At 33.1% G+C, this 23,953-nt stretch carries 22 protein-coding genes and 3 pseudogenes; 10 read left to right on the top strand and 15 right to left on the bottom strand.

Annotated elements, in window-relative coordinates:
• Positions 1-450 precede the first annotated feature (450 nt).
• Positions 451-1,971: a glucose-6-phosphate dehydrogenase gene (gene zwf / locus NSQ40_RS12675; protein WP_258248448.1), complete on the top strand. Its 1,521-nt coding sequence runs from the start codon at positions 451-453 to the stop codon at positions 1,969-1,971.
• Entirely contained in the window at positions 1,958-2,572 is a 615-nt protein-coding gene (locus NSQ40_RS12670; RefSeq protein ID WP_033797583.1) for a cyclase family protein, read from the top strand. The genes zwf and NSQ40_RS12670 overlap by 14 nt, the downstream gene beginning before the upstream one ends.
• 79 nt (positions 2,573-2,651) lie before the next feature.
• On the opposite strand, the gene gnd is transcribed toward NSQ40_RS12670, so the two are convergent.
• From gnd to NSQ40_RS12655, 3 genes and pseudogenes are all read right to left on the bottom strand, one after another.
• Positions 2,652-3,554, bottom strand: coding sequence for a phosphogluconate dehydrogenase (NAD(+)-dependent, decarboxylating) (gene gnd / locus NSQ40_RS12665; RefSeq protein WP_003203980.1), 903 nt, complete (start codon positions 3,552-3,554; stop codon positions 2,652-2,654).
• Between the two features lie 198 nt (positions 3,555-3,752).
• Positions 3,753-4,442, bottom strand: a complete 690-nt coding sequence (locus tag NSQ40_RS12660) for an MOSC domain-containing protein (protein ID WP_018767020.1) — start codon at positions 4,440-4,442, stop codon at positions 3,753-3,755.
• A pseudogene (locus NSQ40_RS12655) lies at positions 4,442-4,732 on the bottom strand (aminotransferase class III-fold pyridoxal phosphate-dependent enzyme); the annotation flags it as partial. The gene NSQ40_RS12660 and the pseudogene NSQ40_RS12655, both read right to left, overlap by 1 nt.
• A 259-nt stretch (positions 4,733-4,991) precedes the next feature.
• Here NSQ40_RS12655 and NSQ40_RS12650 point away from each other — a divergent pair.
• Complete coding sequence (locus NSQ40_RS12650; RefSeq protein ID WP_003203974.1) at positions 4,992-5,903, top strand: LysR family transcriptional regulator; 912 nt, start codon at positions 4,992-4,994, stop codon at positions 5,901-5,903.
• A 136-nt stretch (positions 5,904-6,039) separates the two neighbouring features.
• Here the strand turns inward: NSQ40_RS12650 and NSQ40_RS12645 are convergent.
• The 3 genes and pseudogenes from NSQ40_RS12645 to NSQ40_RS12635 all read right to left on the bottom strand — a co-directional run bounded on the left by NSQ40_RS12645 (position 6,040) and on the right by NSQ40_RS12635 (position 8,548).
• Positions 6,040-7,233, bottom strand: a pseudogene (locus NSQ40_RS12645) (MFS transporter).
• Positions 7,234-7,386: 153 nt separating this feature from the next.
• On the bottom strand, positions 7,387-7,809 hold the full coding sequence (locus NSQ40_RS12640; RefSeq protein WP_003203966.1) for a MarR family winged helix-turn-helix transcriptional regulator: 423 nt from the start codon (positions 7,807-7,809) through the stop codon (positions 7,387-7,389).
• Between the two features lie 133 nt (positions 7,810-7,942).
• The gene (locus NSQ40_RS12635) at positions 7,943-8,548 is read right to left on the bottom strand and encodes a PRK06770 family protein (RefSeq protein WP_003203964.1); all 606 of its coding nucleotides are present in this window, start codon (positions 8,546-8,548) and stop codon (positions 7,943-7,945) included.
• Positions 8,549-8,941: 393 nt separating this feature from the next.
• On the opposite strand from NSQ40_RS12635, the pseudogene NSQ40_RS12630 reads away from it, so the two are divergent.
• Positions 8,942-9,122, top strand: a pseudogene (locus tag NSQ40_RS12630) (arginase family protein); the annotation flags it as partial.
• Positions 9,123-9,234: 112 nt separating this feature from the next.
• On the opposite strand, the gene NSQ40_RS12625 reads toward NSQ40_RS12630, so the two are convergent.
• On the bottom strand, positions 9,235-10,131 hold the full coding sequence (locus NSQ40_RS12625; RefSeq protein WP_341286116.1) for a CPBP family intramembrane glutamic endopeptidase: 897 nt from the start codon (positions 10,129-10,131) through the stop codon (positions 9,235-9,237).
• Between the two features lie 503 nt (positions 10,132-10,634).
• On the opposite strand from NSQ40_RS12625, the gene cspD reads away from it, so the two are divergent.
• Both cspD and NSQ40_RS12615 read left to right on the top strand, forming a co-directional pair.
• Positions 10,635-10,838 carry a cold-shock protein CspD gene (cspD, locus tag NSQ40_RS12620; protein WP_003203959.1) on the top strand — a complete coding sequence of 68 codons (204 nt, stop codon included), beginning with the start codon at positions 10,635-10,637 and terminating at the stop codon, positions 10,836-10,838.
• Between the two features lie 87 nt (positions 10,839-10,925).
• Entirely contained in the window at positions 10,926-11,111 is a 186-nt protein-coding gene (locus tag NSQ40_RS12615; RefSeq protein ID WP_000286203.1) for a cold-shock protein, read from the top strand.
• A gap of 84 nt (positions 11,112-11,195) precedes the next feature.
• Here NSQ40_RS12615 and NSQ40_RS12610 read toward each other — a convergent pair whose 3' ends face one another.
• Positions 11,196-11,750 carry a GNAT family N-acetyltransferase gene (locus tag NSQ40_RS12610; RefSeq protein ID WP_003203956.1) on the bottom strand — a complete coding sequence of 185 codons (555 nt, stop codon included), beginning with the start codon at positions 11,748-11,750 and terminating at the stop codon, positions 11,196-11,198.
• A gap of 536 nt (positions 11,751-12,286) precedes the next feature.
• Between NSQ40_RS12610 and NSQ40_RS12605 the strand changes: the two genes are divergently transcribed.
• Entirely contained in the window at positions 12,287-12,847 is a 561-nt protein-coding gene (locus NSQ40_RS12605; protein WP_003203955.1) for a hypothetical protein, read from the top strand.
• 85 nt (positions 12,848-12,932) lie between these two features.
• On the opposite strand, the gene NSQ40_RS12600 is transcribed toward NSQ40_RS12605, so the two are convergent.
• From NSQ40_RS12600 to NSQ40_RS12590, 3 genes are all read right to left on the bottom strand, one after another.
• The gene (locus NSQ40_RS12600) at positions 12,933-14,333 is read right to left on the bottom strand and encodes a protoporphyrinogen oxidase (RefSeq protein WP_003203954.1); all 1,401 of its coding nucleotides are present in this window, start codon (positions 14,331-14,333) and stop codon (positions 12,933-12,935) included.
• Between the two features lie 751 nt (positions 14,334-15,084).
• Complete coding sequence (locus NSQ40_RS12595; RefSeq protein ID WP_003203953.1) at positions 15,085-15,234, bottom strand: aspartyl-phosphate phosphatase Spo0E family protein; 150 nt, start codon at positions 15,232-15,234, stop codon at positions 15,085-15,087.
• Between the two features lie 169 nt (positions 15,235-15,403).
• A complete protein-coding gene (locus NSQ40_RS12590) occupies positions 15,404-15,913 on the bottom strand; it encodes a GNAT family N-acetyltransferase (RefSeq protein ID WP_098217747.1) in 510 nt (169 codons plus the stop codon).
• A 222-nt stretch (positions 15,914-16,135) separates the two neighbouring features.
• Here NSQ40_RS12590 and NSQ40_RS12585 point away from each other — a divergent pair, with 222 nt between their 5' ends.
• Together NSQ40_RS12585 and NSQ40_RS12580 are read left to right on the top strand one after the other, a co-directional pair.
• Entirely contained in the window at positions 16,136-16,711 is a 576-nt protein-coding gene (locus NSQ40_RS12585; RefSeq protein WP_003204480.1) for a histidine phosphatase family protein, read from the top strand.
• 542 nt (positions 16,712-17,253) lie between these two features.
• Complete coding sequence (locus tag NSQ40_RS12580; RefSeq protein WP_097787406.1) at positions 17,254-18,633, top strand: aldehyde dehydrogenase; 1,380 nt, start codon at positions 17,254-17,256, stop codon at positions 18,631-18,633.
• 220 nt (positions 18,634-18,853) lie between these two features.
• On the opposite strand, the gene NSQ40_RS12575 is transcribed toward NSQ40_RS12580, so the two are convergent.
• From NSQ40_RS12575 to NSQ40_RS12560, 4 genes are all read right to left on the bottom strand, one after another.
• Positions 18,854-19,390 (bottom strand): histidine phosphatase family protein, encoded by a 537-nt coding sequence (locus NSQ40_RS12575; protein WP_098217748.1) that lies wholly within the window; start codon positions 19,388-19,390, stop codon positions 18,854-18,856.
• Between the two features lie 295 nt (positions 19,391-19,685).
• Positions 19,686-20,528, bottom strand: coding sequence for an alpha/beta fold hydrolase (locus NSQ40_RS12570; RefSeq protein ID WP_098100969.1), 843 nt, complete (start codon positions 20,526-20,528; stop codon positions 19,686-19,688).
• 183 nt (positions 20,529-20,711) lie between these two features.
• Positions 20,712-20,873 (bottom strand): hypothetical protein, encoded by a 162-nt coding sequence (locus NSQ40_RS12565; protein WP_003204467.1) that lies wholly within the window; start codon positions 20,871-20,873, stop codon positions 20,712-20,714.
• 118 nt (positions 20,874-20,991) lie between these two features.
• On the bottom strand, positions 20,992-22,224 hold the full coding sequence (locus NSQ40_RS12560) for an MFS transporter (protein ID WP_050774453.1): 1,233 nt from the start codon (positions 22,222-22,224) through the stop codon (positions 20,992-20,994).
• A gap of 971 nt (positions 22,225-23,195) precedes the next feature.
• On the opposite strand from NSQ40_RS12560, the gene NSQ40_RS12555 reads away from it, so the two are divergent.
• Positions 23,196-23,933, top strand: a complete 738-nt coding sequence (locus NSQ40_RS12555; protein WP_098217750.1) for a ZIP family metal transporter — start codon at positions 23,196-23,198, stop codon at positions 23,931-23,933.
• Positions 23,934-23,953 lie beyond the last annotated feature (20 nt).

Genomic DNA, 23,953 nt, shown 5'->3' with positions numbered 1-23,953 from the left:
TCTTCTTACAACTCAACGCATCATCACAAAATATACCAAAATAAGTTAAGATTTTCAAGATAACTCCGAATACTAATCCACCTTTTTTTTCCCTTTATGATTCAGACAAGTTCTTTTCAGTAAAACTCTAAGGAATTATTTTTTTAGTATTACAACACTTTTATAATTTTTATATTTAACAGCTAACCGATATATGTCAGATAAAGTGAAACTTTAATCAGTGCGGGTTTTCTTCATCCCCCACTAATTATTAGCCCTCACCAATCGGGCTTTTACGGGCAGTTTATCTCCGACTCAATTCCTGTACTTTCGCTGAATTTTGAGGTGGGGGGGTCTTACTGCCCGCGAATAGCGGGATAAAAATTATTTTATCTTACTCTTACATGTATTGTTCAATAATCACCATACTAAGTGGGAACTAATTTCATTTAAAGTGAGGGCTATTTAACCATGAAAAATTATACTACTCCTAAATGTATTATCGTTATTTTTGGTGCGACAGGTGATTTAGCAAAGCGCAAATTATTCCCGTCTCTTTTCAGGCTCTTTCGACAAGGGAAAATCTCTGAAAACTTTGCCGTTGTTGGTGTGGCAAGAAGACCATTATCTACTGAAGAATTTCGTGAAAATGTTAAACAATCTATTCACAATTTACAAGAAGAAAACATGACTCATGATACATTCGCTTCCCATTTTTATTATCATCCTTTTGATGTAACGAATTTATCTTCTTATCAGGAGCTAAAAAGTTTATTAATCACTCTAGATGGAAGGTATTTTACCGAAGGGAATCGTATGTTTTATTTAGCAATGGCCCCTGATTTTTTCGGCACAATTGCCACGAATTTAAAATCAGAAGGATTAACTTCAACAGAAGGTTGGATTCGTTTAGTGATTGAAAAGCCATTTGGACATGATTATGAATCAGCACAAGCATTAAATGATCAAATTCGCCATGCCTTCACAGAAGATGAAATTTATCGTATTGACCACTATTTAGGTAAAGAAATGGTTCAAAACATTAAAGTCATTCGATTTGCGAATGCAATTTTCGAACCCCTTTGGAATAATCAATATATAGCTAACATCCAAATTACTTCAAGTGAAACTTTAGGAGTAGAAGATCGAGGCCGCTATTACGAAGATTCAGGTGCACTACGTGATATGGTCCAAAATCATATGTTACAAATGGTGGCACTCCTTGCAATGGAACCACCAATAAAGCTAACCGCAAATGAAATCCGAAGTGAAAAAGTCAAAGTACTACGTGCTTTACAGCCACTTTCAGAAGAAACAGTAGAACATAATTTTGTACGAGGACAGTATGGACCAGGTATGATAGACGAGGAAAAAGTAATTAGCTACCGTGAAGAGAACGCAGTAGATTCAGAATCGAACACAGAAACATTCGTTTCTGGTAAATTAATGATTGAAGATTTCAGGTGGTCAGGAGTTCCTTTCTATATTCGAACTGGGAAACGTATGCAAGAAAAATCAACTGAAATTGTCATACAATTTAAAGACTTACCAATGAATCTATATTTTAATAAGGAAAAAAAAGTTCATCCTAATTTATTGGTCATTCATATTCAACCGGAAGAAGGAATTACCCTCCATTTAAATGCGCAAAAAACCGATAGCGGTACTACTTCGACACCCATCCAATTAAGTTATTGTAATAACTGTATGGACAAAATGAATACACCTGAAGCATATCAGGTTCTTCTATACGATTGTATGCGTGGTGATTCAACTAACTTTACACATTGGGACGAAGTATGTCTTTCTTGGAAATTCGTTGATACAATCTCGAGTGTTTGGCGTAATAAACCGGCGAAACATTTTCCTAACTATGAGTCTGGATCAATGGGCCCTAAAGAATCTGATGCTTTATTAGAAAGAGATCGCTTCCATTGGTGGCCAACGATAACCTCTCATTTGAAAGGAGAAAGTTACAATGAAAATACATGATATTACAGCACCTATATTTGAAGGGATGACTGTTTACAAAAATAAGCCTGAAAAACAACCACAATTTTCAAGAACAACAAATGCGCATGTCACGGAGTCACGTATTACATTAGACGTCCATACAGGTACACATATTGATGCACCATTACATATGATTAACGAAGGAGCAACCTTTGAAAGTATTCCATTAGAAAAATTAGTGGGACCTGTTAAAGTTTTTGATTTAACAACTGTTGAAGATGGAATTACAATAACTGATTTACAACACCTCGATATTCAAGAGAATGACTTTATCTTATTTAAAACTCGTAATTCTTTTGAAGACGAGTTTAATTATGAATTTATTTTTTTAAAAGAAGACGGTGCCCATTATCTAGCGAAGCGAAACATTAGAGGAGTTGGTATTGATGCTCTCGGGGTGGAACGTAGCCAACCAGGACACCCAACTCATAAGGCATTATTCGATGCAAATATTATCGTCATTGAAGGATTACGTTTAAAAAACGTGCCGGCAGATCAGTATTTTATGGTAGCTGCACCATTAAAACTAGTTGGAACTGATGCCTCTCCAGCACGTGTTCTTCTTTTTAAAGATATATAAATATCAAACAACCCCGTTCTTTTAAGAACGAGGTTGTTTTTATGTAGAAAACGTTTTTCAATTACATTAAGATAACGACTCATTTTTTGTCACTTTTTTCTACCGCATGTCCGCCAAATTCGTTACGGAGTGCTGCAACAACTTTACCTGTAAATGTATCATTTTCTAATGAACGATACCTCATTAATAAGGACAGGGCAATAACAGGTGTCGCTGTTTGTAAATCAAGAGCCGTTTCAACTGTCCATTTTCCTTCTCCTGAAGAATGCATGATTCCTCTAATGTCATCTAACTTTGCATCCTTTGAAAATGCGCGTTCCGTTAAATCCATGAGCCATGAACGAATAACTGAACCATTATTCCATACTCTTGCTACTTTTTCATAGTCATAATCAAACTCGCTTTTCTCTAACACTTCAAATCCCTCACCAATAGCAGCCATCATACCATATTCAATCCCATTATGAACCATTTTTAAAAAATGACCACTTCCTGCTTTTCCTGCATATAAATATCCATTTTCTACAGCTGTATCTCGAAATACAGTCTCAACAGTTTCCCACGCTTCCCGGTCTCCTCCAATCATATAACAAGCACCATTACGAGCACCTTCTGTTCCACCAGACGTTCCTGCATCCATAAAATGTACACCAGCTTTTTTAAACTCATCATAACGACGAATGGATTCCTTATAATAGGAATTACCCGCTTCAATCACAATATCTCCTTGACTTAAAAGCGGTGTAATTTCATTAATAACAGTATCAACAACAGCATGTGGCACCATAATCCATAGAATTCTTGGTTTTTCGAGAGATTGAATAAGTTCAGATAGACTAGATGTACCTATAGCTCCATATTCTTTTATTTCTTTTATAGCATCTGTATTTACATCATACGCCACTACTTCATGATTCTTATCAATTAAATTTTGACCTAAATTTAATCCCATTTTCCCTAGACCGATTAACCCTATTTTCATCTTTAACTCCTCCTAAAAATACCTAAGTGAGATTCGCTAATCCTTTGTTTATCTTTCTTCATTTGAACAATCAATATTTATCCAAATTTTTTCACTACGGATATATTTTGCACGAATCAGCTCTGGTAGATGCATAGGAGTCACTTAATATTTATACTTTAACATTACAGTATAAAAAACATTCCAGTTCCTACCCCGTTATTCACTAATCCCTTCTAATCTCTCCTTCGTACTTCCTTCTTCTCCTTTCAAACGTTTTTCAAATGTTTTTCTCCAACTTGCTGAAAGGGCCTCTACTCCTAAAATCCTTCGTACTCCCTCAAAGTTACGTTTTTCTTTATGCATTATATGGTTTGCAAAAGCGATTGAAATACCTTTACGATCAGACTCAAGTTGCGTAAGAGAATCTGTTGGTGATACCCACCCCTCTTTTAGAACACGAAAATAAAATCCCGTATACCCTGTGTTTTGGAAGTAGAGTGGTAATTGCGGTATATCATACTTTTTTGCTAATTTAAAACAAGGTTGCCTTGGTTGACTTACTTGTACCACCGCTTCGCCAATTTGAAATATATCACCTATACAAACATCTTCCTCAAGCATGTCTTGCACTGTCATATTCTCTCCAAAAGCACCGTATACAAGCTTTCGATTCAATTCCTTTTCCCAATACGGATAATGGTTATAGGAATAAACACAAACTGCTTTATCTATTCCTCCATGATGGACTAAATCAGCTTGCCCATCTCCGTTAAATTTTAGTGATGATAAAAAAACAGGCTCACTTACCCGTGATTTATTAATACCCGTTTGAATTAATTTCCCACCATATGACACTTCTTTTGGCATACCTACATTAAGAGACCTCAAGTCATACGACCTTGGCATCATTCCCCACTCCTTTTACTATTTTGACAAAGCGCTTCAAAAGCTTGATTTATTATCTCAAACCCCTTATCAATTTCTTCATTCGAAATTACAAGTGGTGGTAAAAATCGAAGAACATTATCATGTATACCCGCCCCAATGCTTATAAGCCCATTTTTCCAAAACTCCTTAATTAACTGCGCTGTTAATTCTTTTGCGGGTTCTTTCGTTACATGATCGGTCACTAGCTCCATTGCACCAATTCCACCCGCAAAATCAATAAAGTTATTTCCATCTACATCTGTTATCATTGCTTCTTTTGCCGATTGTACGTACAAAGGTGTTAAATTATATACCCCTATTGGTACAGCTTGTTGATATCTCTTATGAAGTTCTTGAGAATAATTACCTGGTAATGTATTAGATTTTAATGCTTGTATCATTTCATCACCTCATCTATTTTTTACAATGATTACTTTGCTGTTCTACTAATGTGAGTATAATTTCAAGATGATCATTGTTCAATTCAATTATTTATATGATAATGATAGGTAAAACCTATCATTAGAGGTGATTCCCATCGAGTTAAGACAATTAGAATACTTTGTAGCTGTTTCAAACGAATTACATTTTACAAAAGCAGCTGAAAAATTAAACATTTCACAACCTTCACTGAGTCAACAGATTCGTGCACTTGAACATGAAATTGGTATGCCTCTTTTTGATCGAATTGGCAAAAAAATCTCTTTAACAGAAGCGGGAAGAATTTTGCTTTCACATAGTAAAAAAGTCTTTCACGAAGTAGAACAAGCGTATGCTGCAATTCAAGATTTAAACGGGCTTCAGCAAGGAAAGTTAACCATTGGTGCTCTATTGACAACCGTAAACTACTTATTACCACCAGCCATTTTGAATTTTAATGCGTTATATCCCAATATTGAACTTTCCGTATTAGGTCTTCGTACTGGGGAAATTCGTGAAAAATTGTTACAAAATGAATTAGATATTGGCATTACATTTCTTCCTGTTCAAGACAAAGAAATCATATCTATTCCGCTTTATCAAAATGAACTTACTTTAGTAGTGCCAACTAATCACGAATTAACACAACACACTACTGTAACGATGGGAGTGTTACAGAAATATCCTATTATCCTTCTTCCCAAAAATTTCTTTTTAACACAGCTTATTCGTTCGCATTGTCAAAACTTTAACTTTACACCAAAACCAATTTTAGAAATAAGTACAATGGAATCATTAATTCACATGGTGTCAAAAGGAATGGGAATTACAGTGTTGCCTAAACCATATATAGACTTTCTACAGAGTAACTCTATTCAAGCTATTAAAATCAAAAATCCTACTGCAACAATAGAAATTGGAATTATTTATAGAAAGGATAAATATATGTGTGCCGCTACACGAATGTTTATTGAGCAGTTACAAAAGATTGTAGCTTCTTTTCAAAAAATAGAAATTTAAATATAAACTAGGTGAAACAACAAAGGTAAAGTAAACAAAGAAAAAGAGTTGATTGTCTCTGCTGAAGGATACCAACTCTTTTTGGAGTTTCATTCATTTCTCACCTATAACGTATACCTTCTTTTTCCTTCCCATTTTATATGCCAATTTGATTTTTCGTAGTTGTAGCCTTCTCTTGAACAAGAAAATATATGCTCGGAAGGACGAGTAAACTAGCAATTGCACAAATTATTCCTAAGACAAAGAACGGTAAACCTTTACTCAAAGTAAACGATGCAACACTTGAAGCAATCGTCATTCCGATATACATTGCAGAACTATTTAATGCCATAACTGTCCCTCGTATAGCTGGATTTAATTCTGAAATCAAGGCAGTGAGCGAAGGCTGACCCAATACATATACTCCAGATCATATGTGCGGTAATCGCATATTTTACATTTCCAATATATACAGTAAATAAAATCACACTTATAGAAGCAAATATACTTGCGATTGAAACCACAACTTTCTTACCTATTTTATCCGCCAATTTCCCACCAACTACATTACCAATTACACTTCCTAAACCAGCAAAGAAAATAACAATTCCAATCTGTCCAATTGTAAACCCAAAATTTCTTCCATAATACACACCTATGTATGAGAACATACCATGTAGTCCTACAGTCCATAAAAACGTTGCTAATAACGCAAAGAAAACAGAGAAATTTGTAAATACGATTTTACAAGATCCAATCATTGCTTTGGGTGCAGAAATTGATAACTGGTTTTTCGAAATCTCTTTTTGTAACAATCGACTTGTAATTAACGTAACAAGCAAAGCTAGTAATCCAATAATATAAAATGTCCATTGCCAGTTTCCTACCTCAGATAAAAACGCACCGATAGGGACACCTAATACCGTCGATCCAACCATTGCTCCCATAATCATCCCCATCGCTTTTCCTCGTGACTGGCACGGTACTTTATCTCCTATACTAATGCAAATACACTTGGCATGATCATAGCTCCGGATAAACCAGTCAGTCCACGAAACAATAAGAGTATTTCAAAATGATTCGTAAGCCCGGTACAAAATGTAGCGGCTGAAAAAATGATAAGACCTGTGACAATCATTTGCTTTCTCCCCACCTTATCAGACAATGGTCCAAAAAATGGAGCTGTTATCCCATAGCATAGTGCGTATGCTGTAATTAAAAGCCCTCCCTTTTCAGCAGGCATTCCTGTTGTCTGTGAAATCGCAGGCAACAATGGTGAAACAATTAAAGAATCTAAACCGATAAAAAACGCGATAACTGCTAAAATACGTAACATTGATTTTACTTGCAACTTGTATCCCCCTCTTTTTATTTCATATATGAAGTAATTATTTAAATTCCTCCTCACACCTCCGATTTTATATACGTTATTTTATTTCATATATGAATTATTTATATAAAGAAAAATGTAACAGAATGTTACACTTTTTCTTATATATCACAATTAAACTATACGATGCTTCCATTTTAATAATAGTTCTTGTAGCTTCTGTTCTTCTTCATCAGTAAAACAGCTACAATTTTCTTCTAAAAAACCTGCATATTTTACATCGACTTTTTCCCTAGCTATTTCTCCCTTTTCAGTTAAATACACAAGTGTTTCACGTTGATCATTTGGATTTTTCTCTGTCGCAACGTAACCATCTCGTTTCATCCTTTGGATCATCGTTGTCATATTACTTGGAACACACCCCATATTTTCAATTAGCTTAGACATAGAAACCTTTCCAGACTTCGCAAGTACTTGTATCACACCAAATTGAACATAACTTATATCGTGCTCTTCTATCGCTTTATCCAAATTTCTTTGCAGTTGATGATAGACATCTCGAATATTTCCATATAATTCTCTTTTTTTCATATCCATTCGAAAAAGCCTTCCTTCTTTATTTCATATATGAATCTTATTCCCATTTATTTCATATGTCAAATAAAGCGAATACGCAGCGGAACTTTTATATTTCGCTGCGTATTTATCCTTATCTATCAAGTTTTCAAAACTATTTTTTAACTTGTTCACCACCTGCTATTAACATACTTCCTGAGAATGTCTCCTTTTGCATGAAGACTTTATTAAGCAACTCTTTCTGCTCATTTTGTGACATTACACCCTTACCTTCGCCAAGATTACCGCTTTGTAATTTCCAAATCGTATTATGATCCGCATCAACTTTCTCGTATTTCCCTTGTTTCCATCTTTCTAAAATATCTATATATGTATTTTTATGATTCATATCACTACTCTTAACAATCCCCAATAAACTTTCAATTCGTTCTTGCGTTATAAAAATATAACCCCACTTTTGATCCGCTTTTACTTTTTGATGTGCCATTTCATGTAATGCGATTTGTAATTTTTCATCAGTCCACTTAAAGCCTTTATTAAAGTCACTATTTGGCAATGAATAATTACCATTATCTAACAGCTTTGCATTCTCTGCTTTTACTTTACTATCAGCTAACACTTCCACTGCCGGAGCCGCAGTTGGTGTTTTTTTAGCGGTTGGTTTAATATGATTGAGATAATATAAAATTCCGTAAGTAAGTGCCACACCGATTACTACCATTCCAGCAATTATCCCTAGTATTTTTAATAGTGTTTTCATTGTACATATTTCCTCCCCCCAACATTCCATCACTCATTTTTTTCCTACCTATTGCGTTTTTCAAAAATAACTTGTTATAAATTATTCTTTAAAAATGCTTTTTCTTAAAAATTCTCCATCCATTCTCTCCCCCAAAATAACATTTGATCAAAATCTTTCATAGGTTTCCTTTTATTGTATTTCTATTCAGTTTCATATTGCAAGATTATTCTGTAAAAGGACTATGATTTTCTAAAATTCACATAAGAATTTTTCCACACTCCATCTCTGCTCGGCAAAATACGGTTAGCTTTATCCAGACTATACCCTTTGAAATCAGTTGAATTAAGAAAGCATTTTATTTTTATGTCATTTAAATTTGTGCTAGATTAGTACGTAAAGAAGATGACTGAAATGAGTTTATTACATAAAGGTATAACATTCCTTCATTTTGACGAAACGTATGAATTACAAAATAAACTTCATTCTTATCCACATGAAGATATTGATTTTAGGCATCTAGAACACTCAAATTTATATTGTAAAAAATATCCTGTATCATATCAAAGAACAGTTGCATAATAAAAAAATCAAATATACTAATCTTAGGAACCTTCTATCAAACATCTAAACGTTATAGTCATACTCATTACTTTTCACATTATGCACGATGTTGTTCTAATCACAATATAACTATCCCCCATAAATTACCCAATATTATGTTGTTTCAATTTTCTTCCCCACAATTGTCTCCATAATACAATGCAGACAACAGCAAGCATAATTGTTGTGATTACACTTCCTTCAATCCCAAAAGTTCCTCCATGTAACGATTTCGGACCGCTTGTTGTTGATTTAAACAGAGGTGTAGAGTATATTGTTGTACCACTTACCGCAAAACCATATATATTATATTGAGCCCAGTTCCATATAGAATGCCAAGCACATATACCCCAAAGACTATTTTCCTTTAATACATAAAACGCTGCGAATACACCAACTAATATGATATTTGATATAGAAAGAACTGTAATGCCTGGATTCAGTAGATGGAGAAATCCAAATAGTAATGAGGTAACAGCAACTCCAATCCATACCCGACTTCTAACTGAAATAACTGGAAATAACCAACCACGTACAACAATTTCTTCTGTGGCACCTTGTACTAAAAATGCTATTAAAGAACCTACCATTCCCAATATGACTGTACTTGAAAACTGTTGTATATGTAAGGTAACAGAACCACTTAAGACTAAAATTAAAACGGGTATTGTTATAAATGTAAGCCCAATGAATGCTCCGCGTAAGTATTTTTTTAAAGCTTTATCTTTCCAAAAACCAATTGATGAAAATGGACGTTTTTCCACAAAACGAACCCATAAAAATACAAATAAAATTGCTCCGCCAAATGTTAATAACATCCTTAAGTTATCATAAATCCCTTTCATCAATGTCGTTTCTGCTTTTGGTAAAAACAACATAAATAGCATGAATAACTCACCAAGTGTTAAAAATACAATCGATAATATTACTGCTAAAATTGGATGTACTTTTTTTCGACCTTCCTTTGCTGCTTCAATTGTTTTAAATCGACTATTATTCAAAACAACTCCTCCCTTCCCTCCTATAACTTACAAATACTTCCTATTTTACACTAAATTTATTATTTTTTATACTTTTATATCCTCATTTAAAATTCATATCCATAAATAAAAAAATACAACAAGGAATGCCACTCGTAATCATCTGGAGTATTTTCACATATTTTCGAACCAGGAATAATACATAAAAGTGAATATTTTTAATCTTGTTAATAAAAAACTTAGATACATGAAATACAATCAAATCCCTATACCAATAGCATTATTGAAGCACTCGCTCTTAAAAATATCCTATTTCCTTCCAACACTTGCTATTTCTCACCATTTGTTGTAAGATAGGTCTTAAGGTCAAATTTATAAAAGCTTAACTTTACATATTATCAAGCATCTATTAAGAATAATAAGTATTCCTAATGGTTTTTTGATAATATGTGAATTTTTATTTTCGTTGAAATAAGACGGATCATATTGTAATTTATTTTTCTTATTTTTAGGAGGCATTTACCATGACATTAACAGGTAAAGTAAAATGGTTTAACAGCGAAAAAGGTTTCGGTTTCATCGAAGTTGAAGACGGTAGCGATGTATTCGTTCACTTCTCAGCTATCACTGGCGAAGGTTTCAAATCTCTTGACGAAGGTCAAGAAGTTAGCTTCGAAGTTGAAGAAGGTAACCGCGGACCTCAAGCTAAAAACGTTGTAAAGCTATAATTTAAACAATAAAAAGGTTGTTACCATCGCACGGTTAACAACCTTTTTAATATATAATTAAAATTTTTACATAAAAGGAGTGGTCACATGTATCGCAATCGAAAGAACGATGTAGCAGAAGTACCACCAGAACAAACCCCTGTTTGGGAATGTGAATCAGAGGATTGTTTAGGATGGATGAGAAAGAACTTTTCATTTGAAGAAGAGCCAAAATGCCCTTTATGTAAAAGTAGCATGAAAAGCGGAGAACGTTTATTACCTAAATTAGGTTAATTGCTTCATTCCCCTCTTATCTTTTGATAAGAGGGGTTCGTTATTTTTCATTACTATCTAATTATAAAAGAAAAACCATGCGTACTATATCTCATGGTTCTTTTCTAAATCTGTTCGTATAATAGAATATATATATACATCTCGTTGTTGATCTCCTTGATGAATATACCCTCTTAATAGTCCTTCTTTCTGAAATCCTATTTTGGACAACATCTTACAAGATGCTACATTTTCAGGATATGTAATTGCACCGATTCTGAATATCCCTAGCTCCTGAAAACTATAAGTAATGATTTTTTGCACAGCTTCCGTTGCATAGCCTTTTCTCCAGTAAGAAGGATGTAAATCATAACCAATCTCAGAACGTTTACTCCAAAGTTGTAAATTATTTAATCCAATTGTACCAATTAAAATACCTGTTTCCTTCAATACAATTCCCCATCGAATTGCACGTTTTTCAAAAAAATTTTTTGAAAAAGATTCAATCATACGCGAAGCCTGACCAAATTCTGTAAAGGAATTCATTCCATAATAGCGCGTTACTTCTTCAAGCGAAAAGATTTCATATATTTTTTGACAATAAGATTGATCAATTTCAACTAAACGTAACCGTTCTGTTTCTAAAACAGGAAATGCCATTGAAATCCTCCTAATGTTTTTCTTTTTACTGATTTATTATATCAGAAAAATCTTCTCCAATCGGAAGTTTCATCATAAATAAAAGCCTGTTTTCTAAATAGATGAAACAGGCTTCCCCCATGGTTTTCTTAATTTATTCGGTTTATACACAAAATCTAACAGAATTAATACTCTAAATTATTATCTTTCAAGTATTTCTAACACTTACCGGAAAAGAAATTCAAAACCAAAATCTGATGTTTACTGATTTAATAGTAACTGCAATCATTATGATTACCATAATCGGATTCTTACTATTATTCGGAACACGGAAAATGGAATTAACAAATAAAAATAAGAATTAATGTTTCTTTATTTAAAGAGGTGCTTAATATAACAAGCACCTCTTTAAAAATGAACTATATACATTTGTTTCTCGAAAGCTTCCCCATATCCAATATCAATTGGATATTTATGTTAAAATATTAGTGAACAATACATCACGTTATTATTCAACGCAGAGATAAGAGTTGTATTAACGGAGGTGACCGAAAATCATGTATATTTTTATAGGCATTGCCCTCTTGTTCATTTCACTTGTTTTTTTATTCGCACAGCGATTCGCACCAAACTCGGCGATGATGACAAGTTTCAAAGGAAACAGCTTGAAAAAATTTATAATTGGGCTTGTAATCGCCTCGGTATTATCACTTTCATATGGATTTTATCACGCAGCCACTTATCAACCTTCCTTGCTAGACATTAAACTAAACAATACACAATATATCGTTTCAGGTGATATTGGTGAATTTGGTTATTTCTCAGAACAAATAATCAAAAAAGAAAAAGAAACCGAACTTTATTTCGCTTCTTGGAAAACACTGAGTTTAGAAAAACCTCAAATTATCATAAACTACCCTTCTGGTAAAACAGAAACTTGGAAACCGAATATTTCCCTAATAAAAAATACATCCACAAAAGAAATAAAAGAAAAATATAACATAAAAGAGATTTATCAACTCTCCCCTTATTCATTTAAAGAAGCTGGTAACGTCACATTAACAATTACAGAAAATAAAACGAAACGTGCAGAAACCCTAATCAAAATTAAAGAATAAACGATAGATACAATTTTCAGTAAAAAACAGACGAAATCCCACTCTTATACTAGAGAGGGATTTCGTCAAAAATATAAAGGTTACGTTATTCAAAGTGATTATTCAATACTTCAATAATCTTCTCTGCCGTTTTCTTTCCATTTCCTATACAAGCCCCAATGCCTACACCATAGTATGAAGCCCCCGCTAGATACATATTTGGAAAAACATCTAATAATTTCTCATTTAAAGATTGAACTGCATGGTTATGTTCTAAATGATAATTTGGCATTAAATCTTTCCAGTTCGTAACTTCAACAATTTGCGGTTCTCCCTGAATTCTAAGGCTTTTCTCAATATCAGATAAGGCAACTTGAATCAATTCTTCCTTACTTTTATGTTTCATTTTTTCATAAGCAGGATTCGAACTTTTATAAAACAATCTCACCAATAAATTTTGTTTATCTGATGTATGCTTCCATTTCCTGCTTGTCCACGTGCATGCATCACAAAGTAAATCACTATTTTCTGAAACAATGAAACCAGTTCCATCTACCGGTAATTGTTCATCAGCTATTTCAAACCCTAAATAAATGCTAATTAACGAAGAATTTTTTAGTTTATTGAAATCATCATCTAATTCATTAGAACTTAATAATGTTTGTGCAACATCATGTGGAGTAGCTATAACAACGTAATCCGCTTTTATTGTCTCTTGATTTGAAAAAGAAACTTCATATCCATCATCAACTCTATTTACCTTCGTCGTTGTTACTCCTTTTCGTATATCTGTCTCAGCTAATTCCTCTTCTAAACGATTAATAATCGTAGAAAGTCCATTTTTAAATGATAAAAACTTCTTATTCCCAGCAGCCTGAAATTGTTTTTTATTTACTTCAAAACCTTTTATAATACTGCCGTATGTATTTTTGTAATCAAGTAAATATGGTAGTGTAGAAGCCATTGTAAGCTCATTCAATTTACCAGAATACACTCCTGAAAGAACGGGGGAAATCTGTTTTTCAACCAACTCTTTTCCTAAAAAACTTTCTAAAAATACAGCGAGTGATGTATCTTTCGTAAAATCTTTATTCTTTGTAATAAAGTCTTTCAGTGCAATGATTTTCCCTTTCGTTGAAACTAACGTACTACTAAATAACGACTCTACACTCATCGGTATACCAAATACTGTGTCAGCAGGAATCGGATGTAACGTATCATTTGAGTAAATATAAGAAATACCTGTTTCGTTATATACCATTTCATCTTCTAATTTCAGTTCTTTTACAAATGGCATAACATTTTCATTTCGTGCAACGATTGAATCGGCTCCTGTTTCCAGGATGAAATCTTTTTCTTTCACACTGTGAATTTTCCCGCCCAAATATTCATTCTGTTCTACAAGGATTAATTCCAAATCTATATCGTAATCCTTTTTTAATCTTTCTAAATGATACATAGTAGAAAGTCCTGTAATACCTCCACCTATGACAACAACTGTTTTCATACCTGCTACGCTCCTAACCGATACTATAAATAAATTCCTTTATTATTATACCCAAAAATGAGCTTTCTCGACTAGCAACTTTCAAAGTTCTTGAAAAGGTATACAATGTATGTGAATACATTTCAGATTGATCATTATACACTAAATGATTAAGCCAAAGGAAACATAGCAATATGAATCTCAGAATTTAGTTGTTTAAAAGATATAGCAGCTGAAGACTCATCCTCCGAACTCCCTTCAGCAATACATAATGCAGGCACTTAAAGATTAGAAACATCACTAGTTTCACAAAAAGGATAACGATTCGTTTCATTCCATAATTGAATGAAAGTTCTCTCAGCACTATTCTCATGAATTTCATTCATATACGAAACTACTTCTTCATTTTCAAATATTTTTTATGATGCACAGCTTCTTGTTATAAGGTTTCTTCTCAATTCTATGGTTGAACTGGAAAAAACATCAACAAAAGTTAATGATTTCATTTTACTTGGTGGTCTTTTCATAAACAAAAATATCGCTAATCTATTTACTTTCTTTCATTAAATTATTTAAATAAAACACACTTCATATTACAGTAGTGTTTATAACATGATGAGATTCTAAAATGAGGTTCGTAACGCTTAATGATGTTAGAAGATATATTTAAATAAGGAAATAATTATACTTTTTAATATTTACAGCTAATAAACTAACAATTAAAATAACCAACTATCACTTAATCATTATTTCTGTATAAAGTGACAGCTCTTTATTTTAATAACATAAAATAATTTATTAACTTGTCTAATTCCTGGCTCATTTCAAGTACTTTTTGGTGTTGAAATCCATAATTTGAAACAAGTGCAAAAAGTTCTTCTTTTTTCACTTCAATGATATGTTCTAATTTTCTCAGCTCCATGTTTTATTTACTCGCTCCAATTTGAAAATATATGTACTCTAGTATAGACTACTTACATAATAAGTAAAAGTGTTATGTTTATGTAAATCTTACATCTTTAAGAAAAAGCTACTCCCCATTACAAGAAAAAGAATGCTTTACAAAAAAAGCATTCTTTTTCTTGTAATTTTTAATTATGTACAATTAAACCATTGGGCCGAAGACGACTCATCATAATTTCATCAATGAACTTACCATGAGCTTTTTGATTCCCCCTTTTTATACCTTCTTCCCTAAATCCAAATTTTTCATATAGTACTTTTGCACCAGGATTTATTTCCAAAACACCAAGTTCTACTCTCTCTAGCATTAACCAATTATCTGTAAGATCCAGCATTTTCGTCATCAAACCTTTCCCAATGCCTTTATTATGATATTCACTATCTACACCGATAAATAAATCTCCCGAATGTGACCTTCGTCCTTGCCCTTGCGTTAAACCAATAAACCCAACGACTTTTCCATCATACTCAGCAACAAATTCAAATTGATTCGGCGCTAGATTTCGAATCCTATTTTCCATCGCATCCACTCGCATACTAGGCAAGAAAACCATATATGGTAAAACATCATTTTGTATGCATATACGATGAATTGCTCTAGCATCTTGTATTTCTACTGCACGAATCGTAACCTCCATCACTTTACCTCCTTTTCAACTAATACATTAAAGGTTCTTTATTTCTATACAAGAATCCTACTTGCATTTATCTTTAAATCTCCTAATTCATCTGTTTGCATAACAATATTCTTAAAACTTTTGTATAGAAAATATAAAATTTCCTTTTTTTATTTCCTGAATTGTCATATAATAACGGAATCATTTTTATTTTTCTAAAAACTATAGTTTGGAGGTTTTCATATGACTACACTCGGTATTATCCGGCATGGCAGCACACATTGGAATAAAGAAGGTAGAGCACAAGGAAATTCAAATATTCCACTTGATCAAGCTGGATTATCTGAAGCTTATAAACTTGCAGAACGTTTAGCTACAGAGAAGTGGAATGTAATCTACTCTAGCGATTTATTAAGAGCGAAACAAACTGCTGAGGCAATAGAAAAAAACATTGAAAATATAGAAATCCATTTAGACCCTAGACTTCGCGAAGTAAGCGGTGGACAAATTGAAGGAACGACCGAAGACGAACGAATTTCGAAGTGGGGAGATAATTGGAGAGAGCTTGATTTAGGAATCGAAAGTGCTGATAGCGTTAAAGCAAGAGCTATACCTTTTATTGAAGAAATTACATATAAATATCCTAACAAAAACATCTTAATCGTTAGTCATGGCTCATTCATTAAGCAGCTTCTCAAAGAATTAGTACCTCATTTGAGCATGATAGAATCTCCTAAAAATACATCAATAACTAAAATTATAAAAATAGAGAACGGATGGGATTCAGAATTATATAATTGCACGGTACATTTAGATTAAATGTTTAAAATTCTAACAAAAAAGAAGCTCTTAGTAGCAAGTCTTCTTTTTTGTTTTATAGTTTCCTACAAATATGAGATATTCGCTATTATATAGTGCTTAAATCTTTTCCCATAATAACATAAGGAACATCATCTTTCTGTATTGGTACTATATTCACCACAAATCCCCTCCTAATAAAAAAATCATAGCAGTTACTGTGTTTATAAAAAAATTAAAAATTAAAGAATATTGAAATAAAATATTCTATCTATAATTTCTTTCTTATTGTTAATACAAAAACGTTCACGTGTAGCTTAAAAGTAAAGTTTGATTAAATTAACGGTTTTAACCTTGATATAAAAGCAAATATGAAGAGCATGTTTTGAAATACTATGTAATATTTATAGAATTTACCCAATTCTAAGATAACCACCCTTAGTTTAACAGTAGCTTTTTTCAGCAAACGGATGCATTAGTGAATAGAATATATGGAGCAAATACTCTCTATAATTGATATACATAGTATTTAAATATTTTCTTTCTATTGGAGGGATTTCCTAATGGTTGATAATATTCAACAACTTATTCAAGAGCATAGACAATTTTTCCATAATGATTATACAAATAGTCTTCAATTCCGCCTTAAACAGTTAGAAAAATTAAAAATTTCTATTCAACAATATGAAAATCAAGTGCTGAGCGCATTATATCAAGATTTACACAAAAGCGAGTTTGAAGCTTATGCTGCAGAAATTGGTTTCACATTAAACAGTATCAACTTTATAATGAAATACCTAAAACAGTGGATGAAACCACAAAAAGTAAAAACACCTATTCACTTTTTACCTTCCAAAAGCTACATAATAAAAGAGCCATATGGTACAGTGCTAATTATTGGACCTTTTAATTATCCATTCCAATCATTAATTGAACCTCTTATTGGGGCAATTGCGGCAGGAAACTGTGTAGTTCTCAAACCTTCAGAAAATGCACCAAATGTTTCAACTGTAATTAACAAAATAATAAGTGAAACGTTTGATAAGCAATATATTCGTGTAATTGAAGGAGACAGAGAAACAACTTCTTTATTAATTCATGCACCATTTGACTATATCTTTTTTACTGGTAGCGTTCAAGTTGGAAAAATTGTCATGGAAGCTGCGGCAAAAAATCTTGTACCAGTAACATTAGAACTTGGTGGAAAAGGACCAGCTATTGTCGATGAAACAGCTAACCTCGATATAGCAGCCAAACGTATTATCTGGGGAAAATTCATAAACGCTGGGCAATCCTGTATTGCACCCGATTATGTTATTGCACACAAATCTGTTAAGGTAAAACTGATTTCGAAGATGAAAGAAATAATCACCCGCTTTTATGGATCGGATGTATCAAAAAGCAATGATTATGGTCGAATTGTCAATGAGAGACAATTTGATAGACTTATTTCTATATTAGAAAAAGGCCAAAATCATATAATATTTGGTGGAAATTCATCTAGAAGTCATTTATATATTGAACCAACACTTCTTGAAGTAAAATCATGGGATGATGCAGCTATGAAAGAAGAAATTTTCGGACCAATTTTACCAATTATGGAGTACAACGATTTAGATGGGGTCATTCACATGGTTAACAACCATCCTAAACCGTTAGCCTTGTATGTGTTTACTGAAAATAAAAATGTTGAAAAACAGGTATTAGGACGAATTTCTTTTGGAGGAGGATGCGTCAATGATACAATGTCACATATGGCTAATCTCCACTTACCCTTTGGTGGAGTAGGAAATGCAGGGTTCGGTTCCTATCATGGCAAACATAGTTTTGATACTTTTACACATCGTAAAAGTATTTTAAAGAAAAGCTCAAGGATAGATTTAGGGTTTGTATTTCCACCGTATAGGAACAAAATTAAAATTTTGCGAAAGATTTTTAAGTAATTAGAAAGAAACTGTTTGCTGAACATAGTGTATGGCAATCAAAAGTAAAATAGGGGACTATTACCATTATTATTTATAAAATCTGCCCCCGCATTCTCAATACTAAAAAGGCATCCACTGAGAATCAGCAGATGCCTTTTTGAGTTTTAGTTTATTCAATTAACATCAACGTTAACGTTAACATTAAACCCAAAAATACAATATTTCATAAGCCTTTATATCACGAGTTACGATTAAATTTATATACTTTATATTCTCCATTATTAGATGAAAACTTTGAAATATTTCTGTCTTCTGGAATCCCCTCAAAATAAGCACCGATACAGCCAGTTGTACACCTGTGTCCAGATAACAAAATATTTAACTCTCTTTTTCTATATTTCACTTCAAGATCATGCATAAAGTTAAAAATTCTTTGCACATAGCTGTTACTATCTTCAACTCCATTATAAGCTCTAGAATCAGGAGCACCTCCAGCCATTTTTACTTCGTCTTTTCTTAATCCGTCTGCCTCTCCTAAATCAAAAACATCAAGTCTTTTATCGGTTATTGCTTTTATACCCGTTACGATTTCTGCTGTTTCAACTGCTCTTTCTTGCGGAGAAGAAAATACATAATCAAATTTTATATGTTTAAGCTTATCTCTTAAACATTCTGCTTGTTCTATACCATACTCATTTAATGGTAATCCTAATCTCCCTTGCAGTCTTCCTTCTTTGTTCAAATCTGTTTGCCCGTGTCTAATTACATAAATCATGGCTATCCCCTCCCTGTTATTTTTATCCCCTTTAATTCAATAATTGCTTTTGATTACTATTCTAAATTCCTATGATACAGAATCAAATATATCTATCACTTTTTATTGATTTAATATTTATAATTTTAACATTTTCATTCACTAAATTAAGAGTTCTATTCTCATTTTCAATATGTAAAAAAGATATAACAAGTAATAATATCCTTATTGAATTTACACACCTAAAAAATCGATTCCCTGAACTTGAAAGGAATCGATTTTTTCTTTGACTTATTCAACTAAAACATCTATTTGTTTAATAAGAATGAGACCAGCACTTTCTTATTTCTTCCACTACAACCTCTGGTTTATCCCAATGTAGCATATGAGTAGTATTAGGAATTAATTTTACTGTTCCTCCTGTTTTCTGTTTAAAGATGTTTGCTGTCTTACTTCTATATGCATCCCAGCTATTGGGTAATGTAGCCCTTAATAATAGGATGTTGGACGGCAAATTTTCATAAATATCTATTGTTTCATGTTTATGCATAGCTTTAATGATATGACCGGCTGTTACACCTCTTGCATGCCAATACACTTTATTGTCATTTTCTAAACCAAGGTCTTTTACGGCCAGTTCTAACAAGGCAGACCATCTTGTATATGCTGCTTTTTCACTTTTGAAGAAAGGTTTCCAATCATTAAATACATATTCTTCAAAATCTTTTTCATAGTAAGCTATTTCTTCTTCTACAGTTTCTTCTTTAAGTCTTTTTGTTTGATATCCTCCATCGATGAGAATACTGCCTTTTACTCTTTCGGGGTATTCCATCAAATAAAACAAAGACACCAAACTTCCCCAAGAATGTGATAAGAAATAAAATTGTTCAATTTCAAGATGATTCAATAGGTCGTTTAACCATGTTGCCAAACGAGGCATTTCATATTCTTCAGCACTTTCAAACGGAGAAGTTTTACCGTGTCCAGGCACATCAATTGAAATCAATCTATACTCCGCTTTGAGCTGCTCAGCAATTTCTATAAAACTAAGACTCGTGCTTCCTAATCCATGTAAACAAAAGATTACGGGATTATTTTTACTCCCCCATTCTGTAATATGTACATCTATGTTCCCATTATTGATAAAATAGCGTTTCAAAATATTCCCCCCAAAAATTTTAATACGACTACTACTCATTTCGAATACATTTTTCATCTATGCGTCTTGACTTTCATATACTTTTTTAGTAACAGGTTATTATTTTATCCCATATTAACAGGCAGTAGGACTCTCACCTCAAGATTGATAAAGAAACGAGGAAGAATTGGAGAATTGTACATTTCAATATAAAGATGTAGTATCTTTGATTTCTATGTCAAGTTTTCCATTTGCATCAACAAATTTTATCGTTATTACAGCATTTCCAGAATAACCTCTTTCAAAATATCCAATAACATATTCTGTATATAAATTCCCTTTGGTATCTTTACATTGAAGCTTCATTGCACTCTCACCAAAATTCTCAGTTGGATTTACGTTAGATTTATACTCTAGGTATCTTAATATCCGATTGAATATGCCCTTGACAACATTCTAATGGATTTTCATCTGAATCAAATACTCATAGTTTACGTATAGGACTCGTAAGTGCAATTATGACTTCAATGAACTTTGTAGCTGATGCTAGTATAAATATTGCAACTGGGTTAAAGTCAGAAATCACTCCACCCGCTAATGCTCCTAACGGCATAGCCAGACGGGTAAGCACTCTTGAGAATCCTAAAACTCTTCCTTGCATATCGGTAGGTACAGTTTCCTGTCGGACCGATGCTACAATGGTATTCCAAGCTATATTACAAATCATAGCAATACCAAATGCAATACCTGGTGCAAGCCAATATTTACTCCATATGGCATAGGTCAATCCAATCGCACCTATACCTAAAAGAACAGGAATAAGAATTCCACGTCTAAAACGTTGTTCGAGCGGAACAACAATGATACTTCCTAAAAGGCCACCTACTCCGATCAACGTATAATTAAGACCACTTTGTTCAGCAGATAAGTGTAATGTTGAAAGCAAGTAATACATAAGTGCTCCCAGTATGGCACTAGCGCCAAAGTTACCTACCATTGCTTGAAAAGATAAAGCAAGGTTAAGACGATCATTTAATAGCCATTTAAATCCCTCTTTCATATCGTTCCCTAGGTTCCCCAATAGATTTCCCGCTTTATCCATGGGTTTTCTTTTTTCGATTTTTGGTAATAGCAAGACTACAATTAAAGTAGCTACAAAAGAGAGGACATTTATCCAGAGAGCGTTAAGTCCTCCTATTACAGCAATTATAATGCCCGCTAATGCGGGTCCTGTTAAACTAGCAATTTGATTAACCATTTGGTATGCCGAATTGGCTCTTGTTAACGACTGACCTGCGATATGTGGAATTACTGTAACAGTAGCTACATCAAACAACATGGATAGTATTGCTAAAATAAAAGAAACAACGTATAGATGCCAGATTTGGAGAAGACCTAGCATATGAAGAATGGGAATGAATGCTACCAAAGCAATACATCCTAGATCAGCGGTCCACATTAATTTTCGTCGGTCACAACGATCTACCACTACTCCTACTATTGGACCAAATAAAACAATGGGTAGCACACCAATAGCAAAAAGAGAACTCATTATTACTGCTGAACCAGTCAACTCATAGGCAATCCAAGGAAGGGCAAACGTATAAAGGGAATCACCAACCCTGGAAATCAGTAAGCCAAAAACAAAAATCACGTATATACTAGGCAACTGTGTAATTGTTGAAAGCACATTTCCACTTGTTTCTTTGGATTGCAGCGGTGAATTAAGATTTGTCTCCTTTTTAATTGTCAAAACTATATCCCCCTTTAACAGGTGAATTTTGGTATGTATTTATGGGTAGTAAGCATCCTACTGATTATTAGCCTGACCAATCGGGCTTTTACAGGCAGTTGATCCCCCACCCAACTTCTTTGCTTTTGTTGAATTTTGAGGTAGGGGTCTGCCCACAAATAGCGGGATAAATGTTCTTCAAAAAGCTGATTAAGTGCTTGATAATTATAAAATTCTACAAAATATCCAAAAATCCTTACATTACTTAATACTTGCTCCTATCATTATAAGAATTACTTTTTTAAATAATGAACGTTTTATGTTTTATATAAGAGAAGTGTATACATCATGGATTGAATGAAAAGACAACATTAATGTGATTGAAGAACTGTCTTCAACTTCTTATAGAAAAAAGCAATCAACATATTATGTAAGTCTAATATATTTGCCCTTTTTAGTTTATTTTAATTCTGATCTCGATACATAATCCCTCGTCTGTAATATTAAAAGTAGCTTCTTTTTAAACTTCTTCAAATCAAAAGTATTTTTGCTTTTTAACAAGCAAATAATAATTTATTTTTCACCTTATTCCCCCTTTTTTTCATATTAACCATGTATTCGAATAAATATCTCACAAGTTTGAAAGTCTATCATTTTGAAATTTTTTATACAAATTCTACTTACAGATATCAATCATTACATTTCATTAGAAAACTCTACAAGTTCAAGTTGATTCAATAGCTATCAATATATTCTGATTGGATTGTATATGAACAGACTCGCTTTTCTCTAAAACAAATACAATCTCCCGTTGTTTCAGACTAACAATTTTTTCACCATATTATTCGGATACTTCGAATCTCAATAATCTAGAATTACTTCCAAATAATTTGGACTAATCTCCCCTTTCACACAGTAAGCTGAAAATGAAGGCCATAAAAATGGAGTGTGATTCTATGGAACGATTATGGATTCCGATGATCGTTACGTTTTTTTCGTTTGGTGGATTACTATTAGGTGGCGCTGTCGGACTTGCCACACGTCAACTGATAGAAGAGAAAATGCATCGTTTATATGCGCTATGCGGCGGTATCTTACTCGGTCTATTATCACTAGAAATCATTCCAGAAACTTTTTCAAGCTATGAAATCATAGGTCCTATGCTCGGAATTGCCATTGGTTTATTAATTATGAGTTTACTAGATAATTATTGCCATCACCCTATCATACATAAAAAAGACCAGCAAGCATGGCAAACTTTTTTATTTCTCTCCTTCGCTATTTTTATTCACAATATGCCGAGCGGCTTTGCATTAGGCGCTGCTTTTACAAACCATAATGAAACTGCCATTCCATTCTTATTTGCGATTATTATACACCATATTCCAGAAGGATTAGCTTTAATTATTCCTTTTTTATTTACACAGCATAAATATCTCTCATTTCTATTAACAATTCTGTTATTATCAATTATCCTCGGCACTGGCACAATCTTTGGGATAATGATGAACGGGAAAGCGATTCATTTACAAGGGATGATAATGGGAAGTGCAATCGGTTCTTTAGGATATGTCACAATACATGAAATGCTTTGGAAAGCGAAGAAACACCTCGCTTTACTTCCCTTCTTATCCTGGTCTGTGAGCGGTTTTTTACTCATAACAGCCTTTACATTCTTCGCAGGACACCATTAGAACTGCACTTTTATTTATTA

The organism is Bacillus sp. FSL K6-6038 (assembly GCF_038050455.1).
Taxonomy (GTDB): Bacteria; Bacillota; Bacilli; order Bacillales; family Bacillaceae_G; genus Bacillus_A; species Bacillus_A pseudomycoides.
Note: the sequence above shows the minus strand (reverse complement) of the source record. Positions and strands in the feature narration are given on the sequence as shown.

Bases quoted from the DNA above. Each gene is read 5' to 3' on its own strand.
- zwf (WP_258248448.1), top strand. From the start codon at position 451: ATGAAAAATTATACTACTCCTAAATGTATTATCGTTATTTTTGGTGCG.
- NSQ40_RS12670 (WP_033797583.1), top strand. From the start codon at position 1,958: ATGAAAATACATGATATTACAGCACCTATATTTGAAGGGATGACTGTT.
- gnd (WP_003203980.1), bottom strand. From the start codon at position 3,554: ATGAAAATAGGGTTAATCGGTCTAGGGAAAATGGGATTAAATTTAGGT.
- NSQ40_RS12660 (WP_018767020.1), bottom strand. From the start codon at position 4,442: ATGCCAAGGTCGTATGACTTGAGGTCTCTTAATGTAGGTATGCCAAAA.
- NSQ40_RS12640 (WP_003203966.1), bottom strand. From the start codon at position 7,809: ATGGATATGAAAAAAAGAGAATTATATGGAAATATTCGAGATGTCTAT.
- NSQ40_RS12635 (WP_003203964.1), bottom strand. From the start codon at position 8,548: ATGAAAACACTATTAAAAATACTAGGGATAATTGCTGGAATGGTAGTA.
- cspD (WP_003203959.1), top strand. From the start codon at position 10,635: ATGACATTAACAGGTAAAGTAAAATGGTTTAACAGCGAAAAAGGTTTC.
- NSQ40_RS12615 (WP_000286203.1), top strand. From the start codon at position 10,926: ATGTATCGCAATCGAAAGAACGATGTAGCAGAAGTACCACCAGAACAA.
- NSQ40_RS12610 (WP_003203956.1), bottom strand. From the start codon at position 11,750: ATGGCATTTCCTGTTTTAGAAACAGAACGGTTACGTTTAGTTGAAATT.
- NSQ40_RS12605 (WP_003203955.1), top strand. From the start codon at position 12,287: ATGTATATTTTTATAGGCATTGCCCTCTTGTTCATTTCACTTGTTTTT.
- NSQ40_RS12600 (WP_003203954.1), bottom strand. From the start codon at position 14,333: ATGAAAACAGTTGTTGTCATAGGTGGAGGTATTACAGGACTTTCTACT.
- NSQ40_RS12595 (WP_003203953.1), bottom strand. From the start codon at position 15,234: ATGGAGCTGAGAAAATTAGAACATATCATTGAAGTGAAAAAAGAAGAA.
- NSQ40_RS12590 (WP_098217747.1), bottom strand. From the start codon at position 15,913: ATGGAGGTTACGATTCGTGCAGTAGAAATACAAGATGCTAGAGCAATT.
- NSQ40_RS12585 (WP_003204480.1), top strand. From the start codon at position 16,136: ATGACTACACTCGGTATTATCCGGCATGGCAGCACACATTGGAATAAA.
- NSQ40_RS12580 (WP_097787406.1), top strand. From the start codon at position 17,254: ATGGTTGATAATATTCAACAACTTATTCAAGAGCATAGACAATTTTTC.
- NSQ40_RS12575 (WP_098217748.1), bottom strand. From the start codon at position 19,390: ATGATTTATGTAATTAGACACGGGCAAACAGATTTGAACAAAGAAGGA.
- NSQ40_RS12565 (WP_003204467.1), bottom strand. From the start codon at position 20,873: ATGAAGCTTCAATGTAAAGATACCAAAGGGAATTTATATACAGAATAT.
- NSQ40_RS12555 (WP_098217750.1), top strand. From the start codon at position 23,196: ATGGAACGATTATGGATTCCGATGATCGTTACGTTTTTTTCGTTTGGT.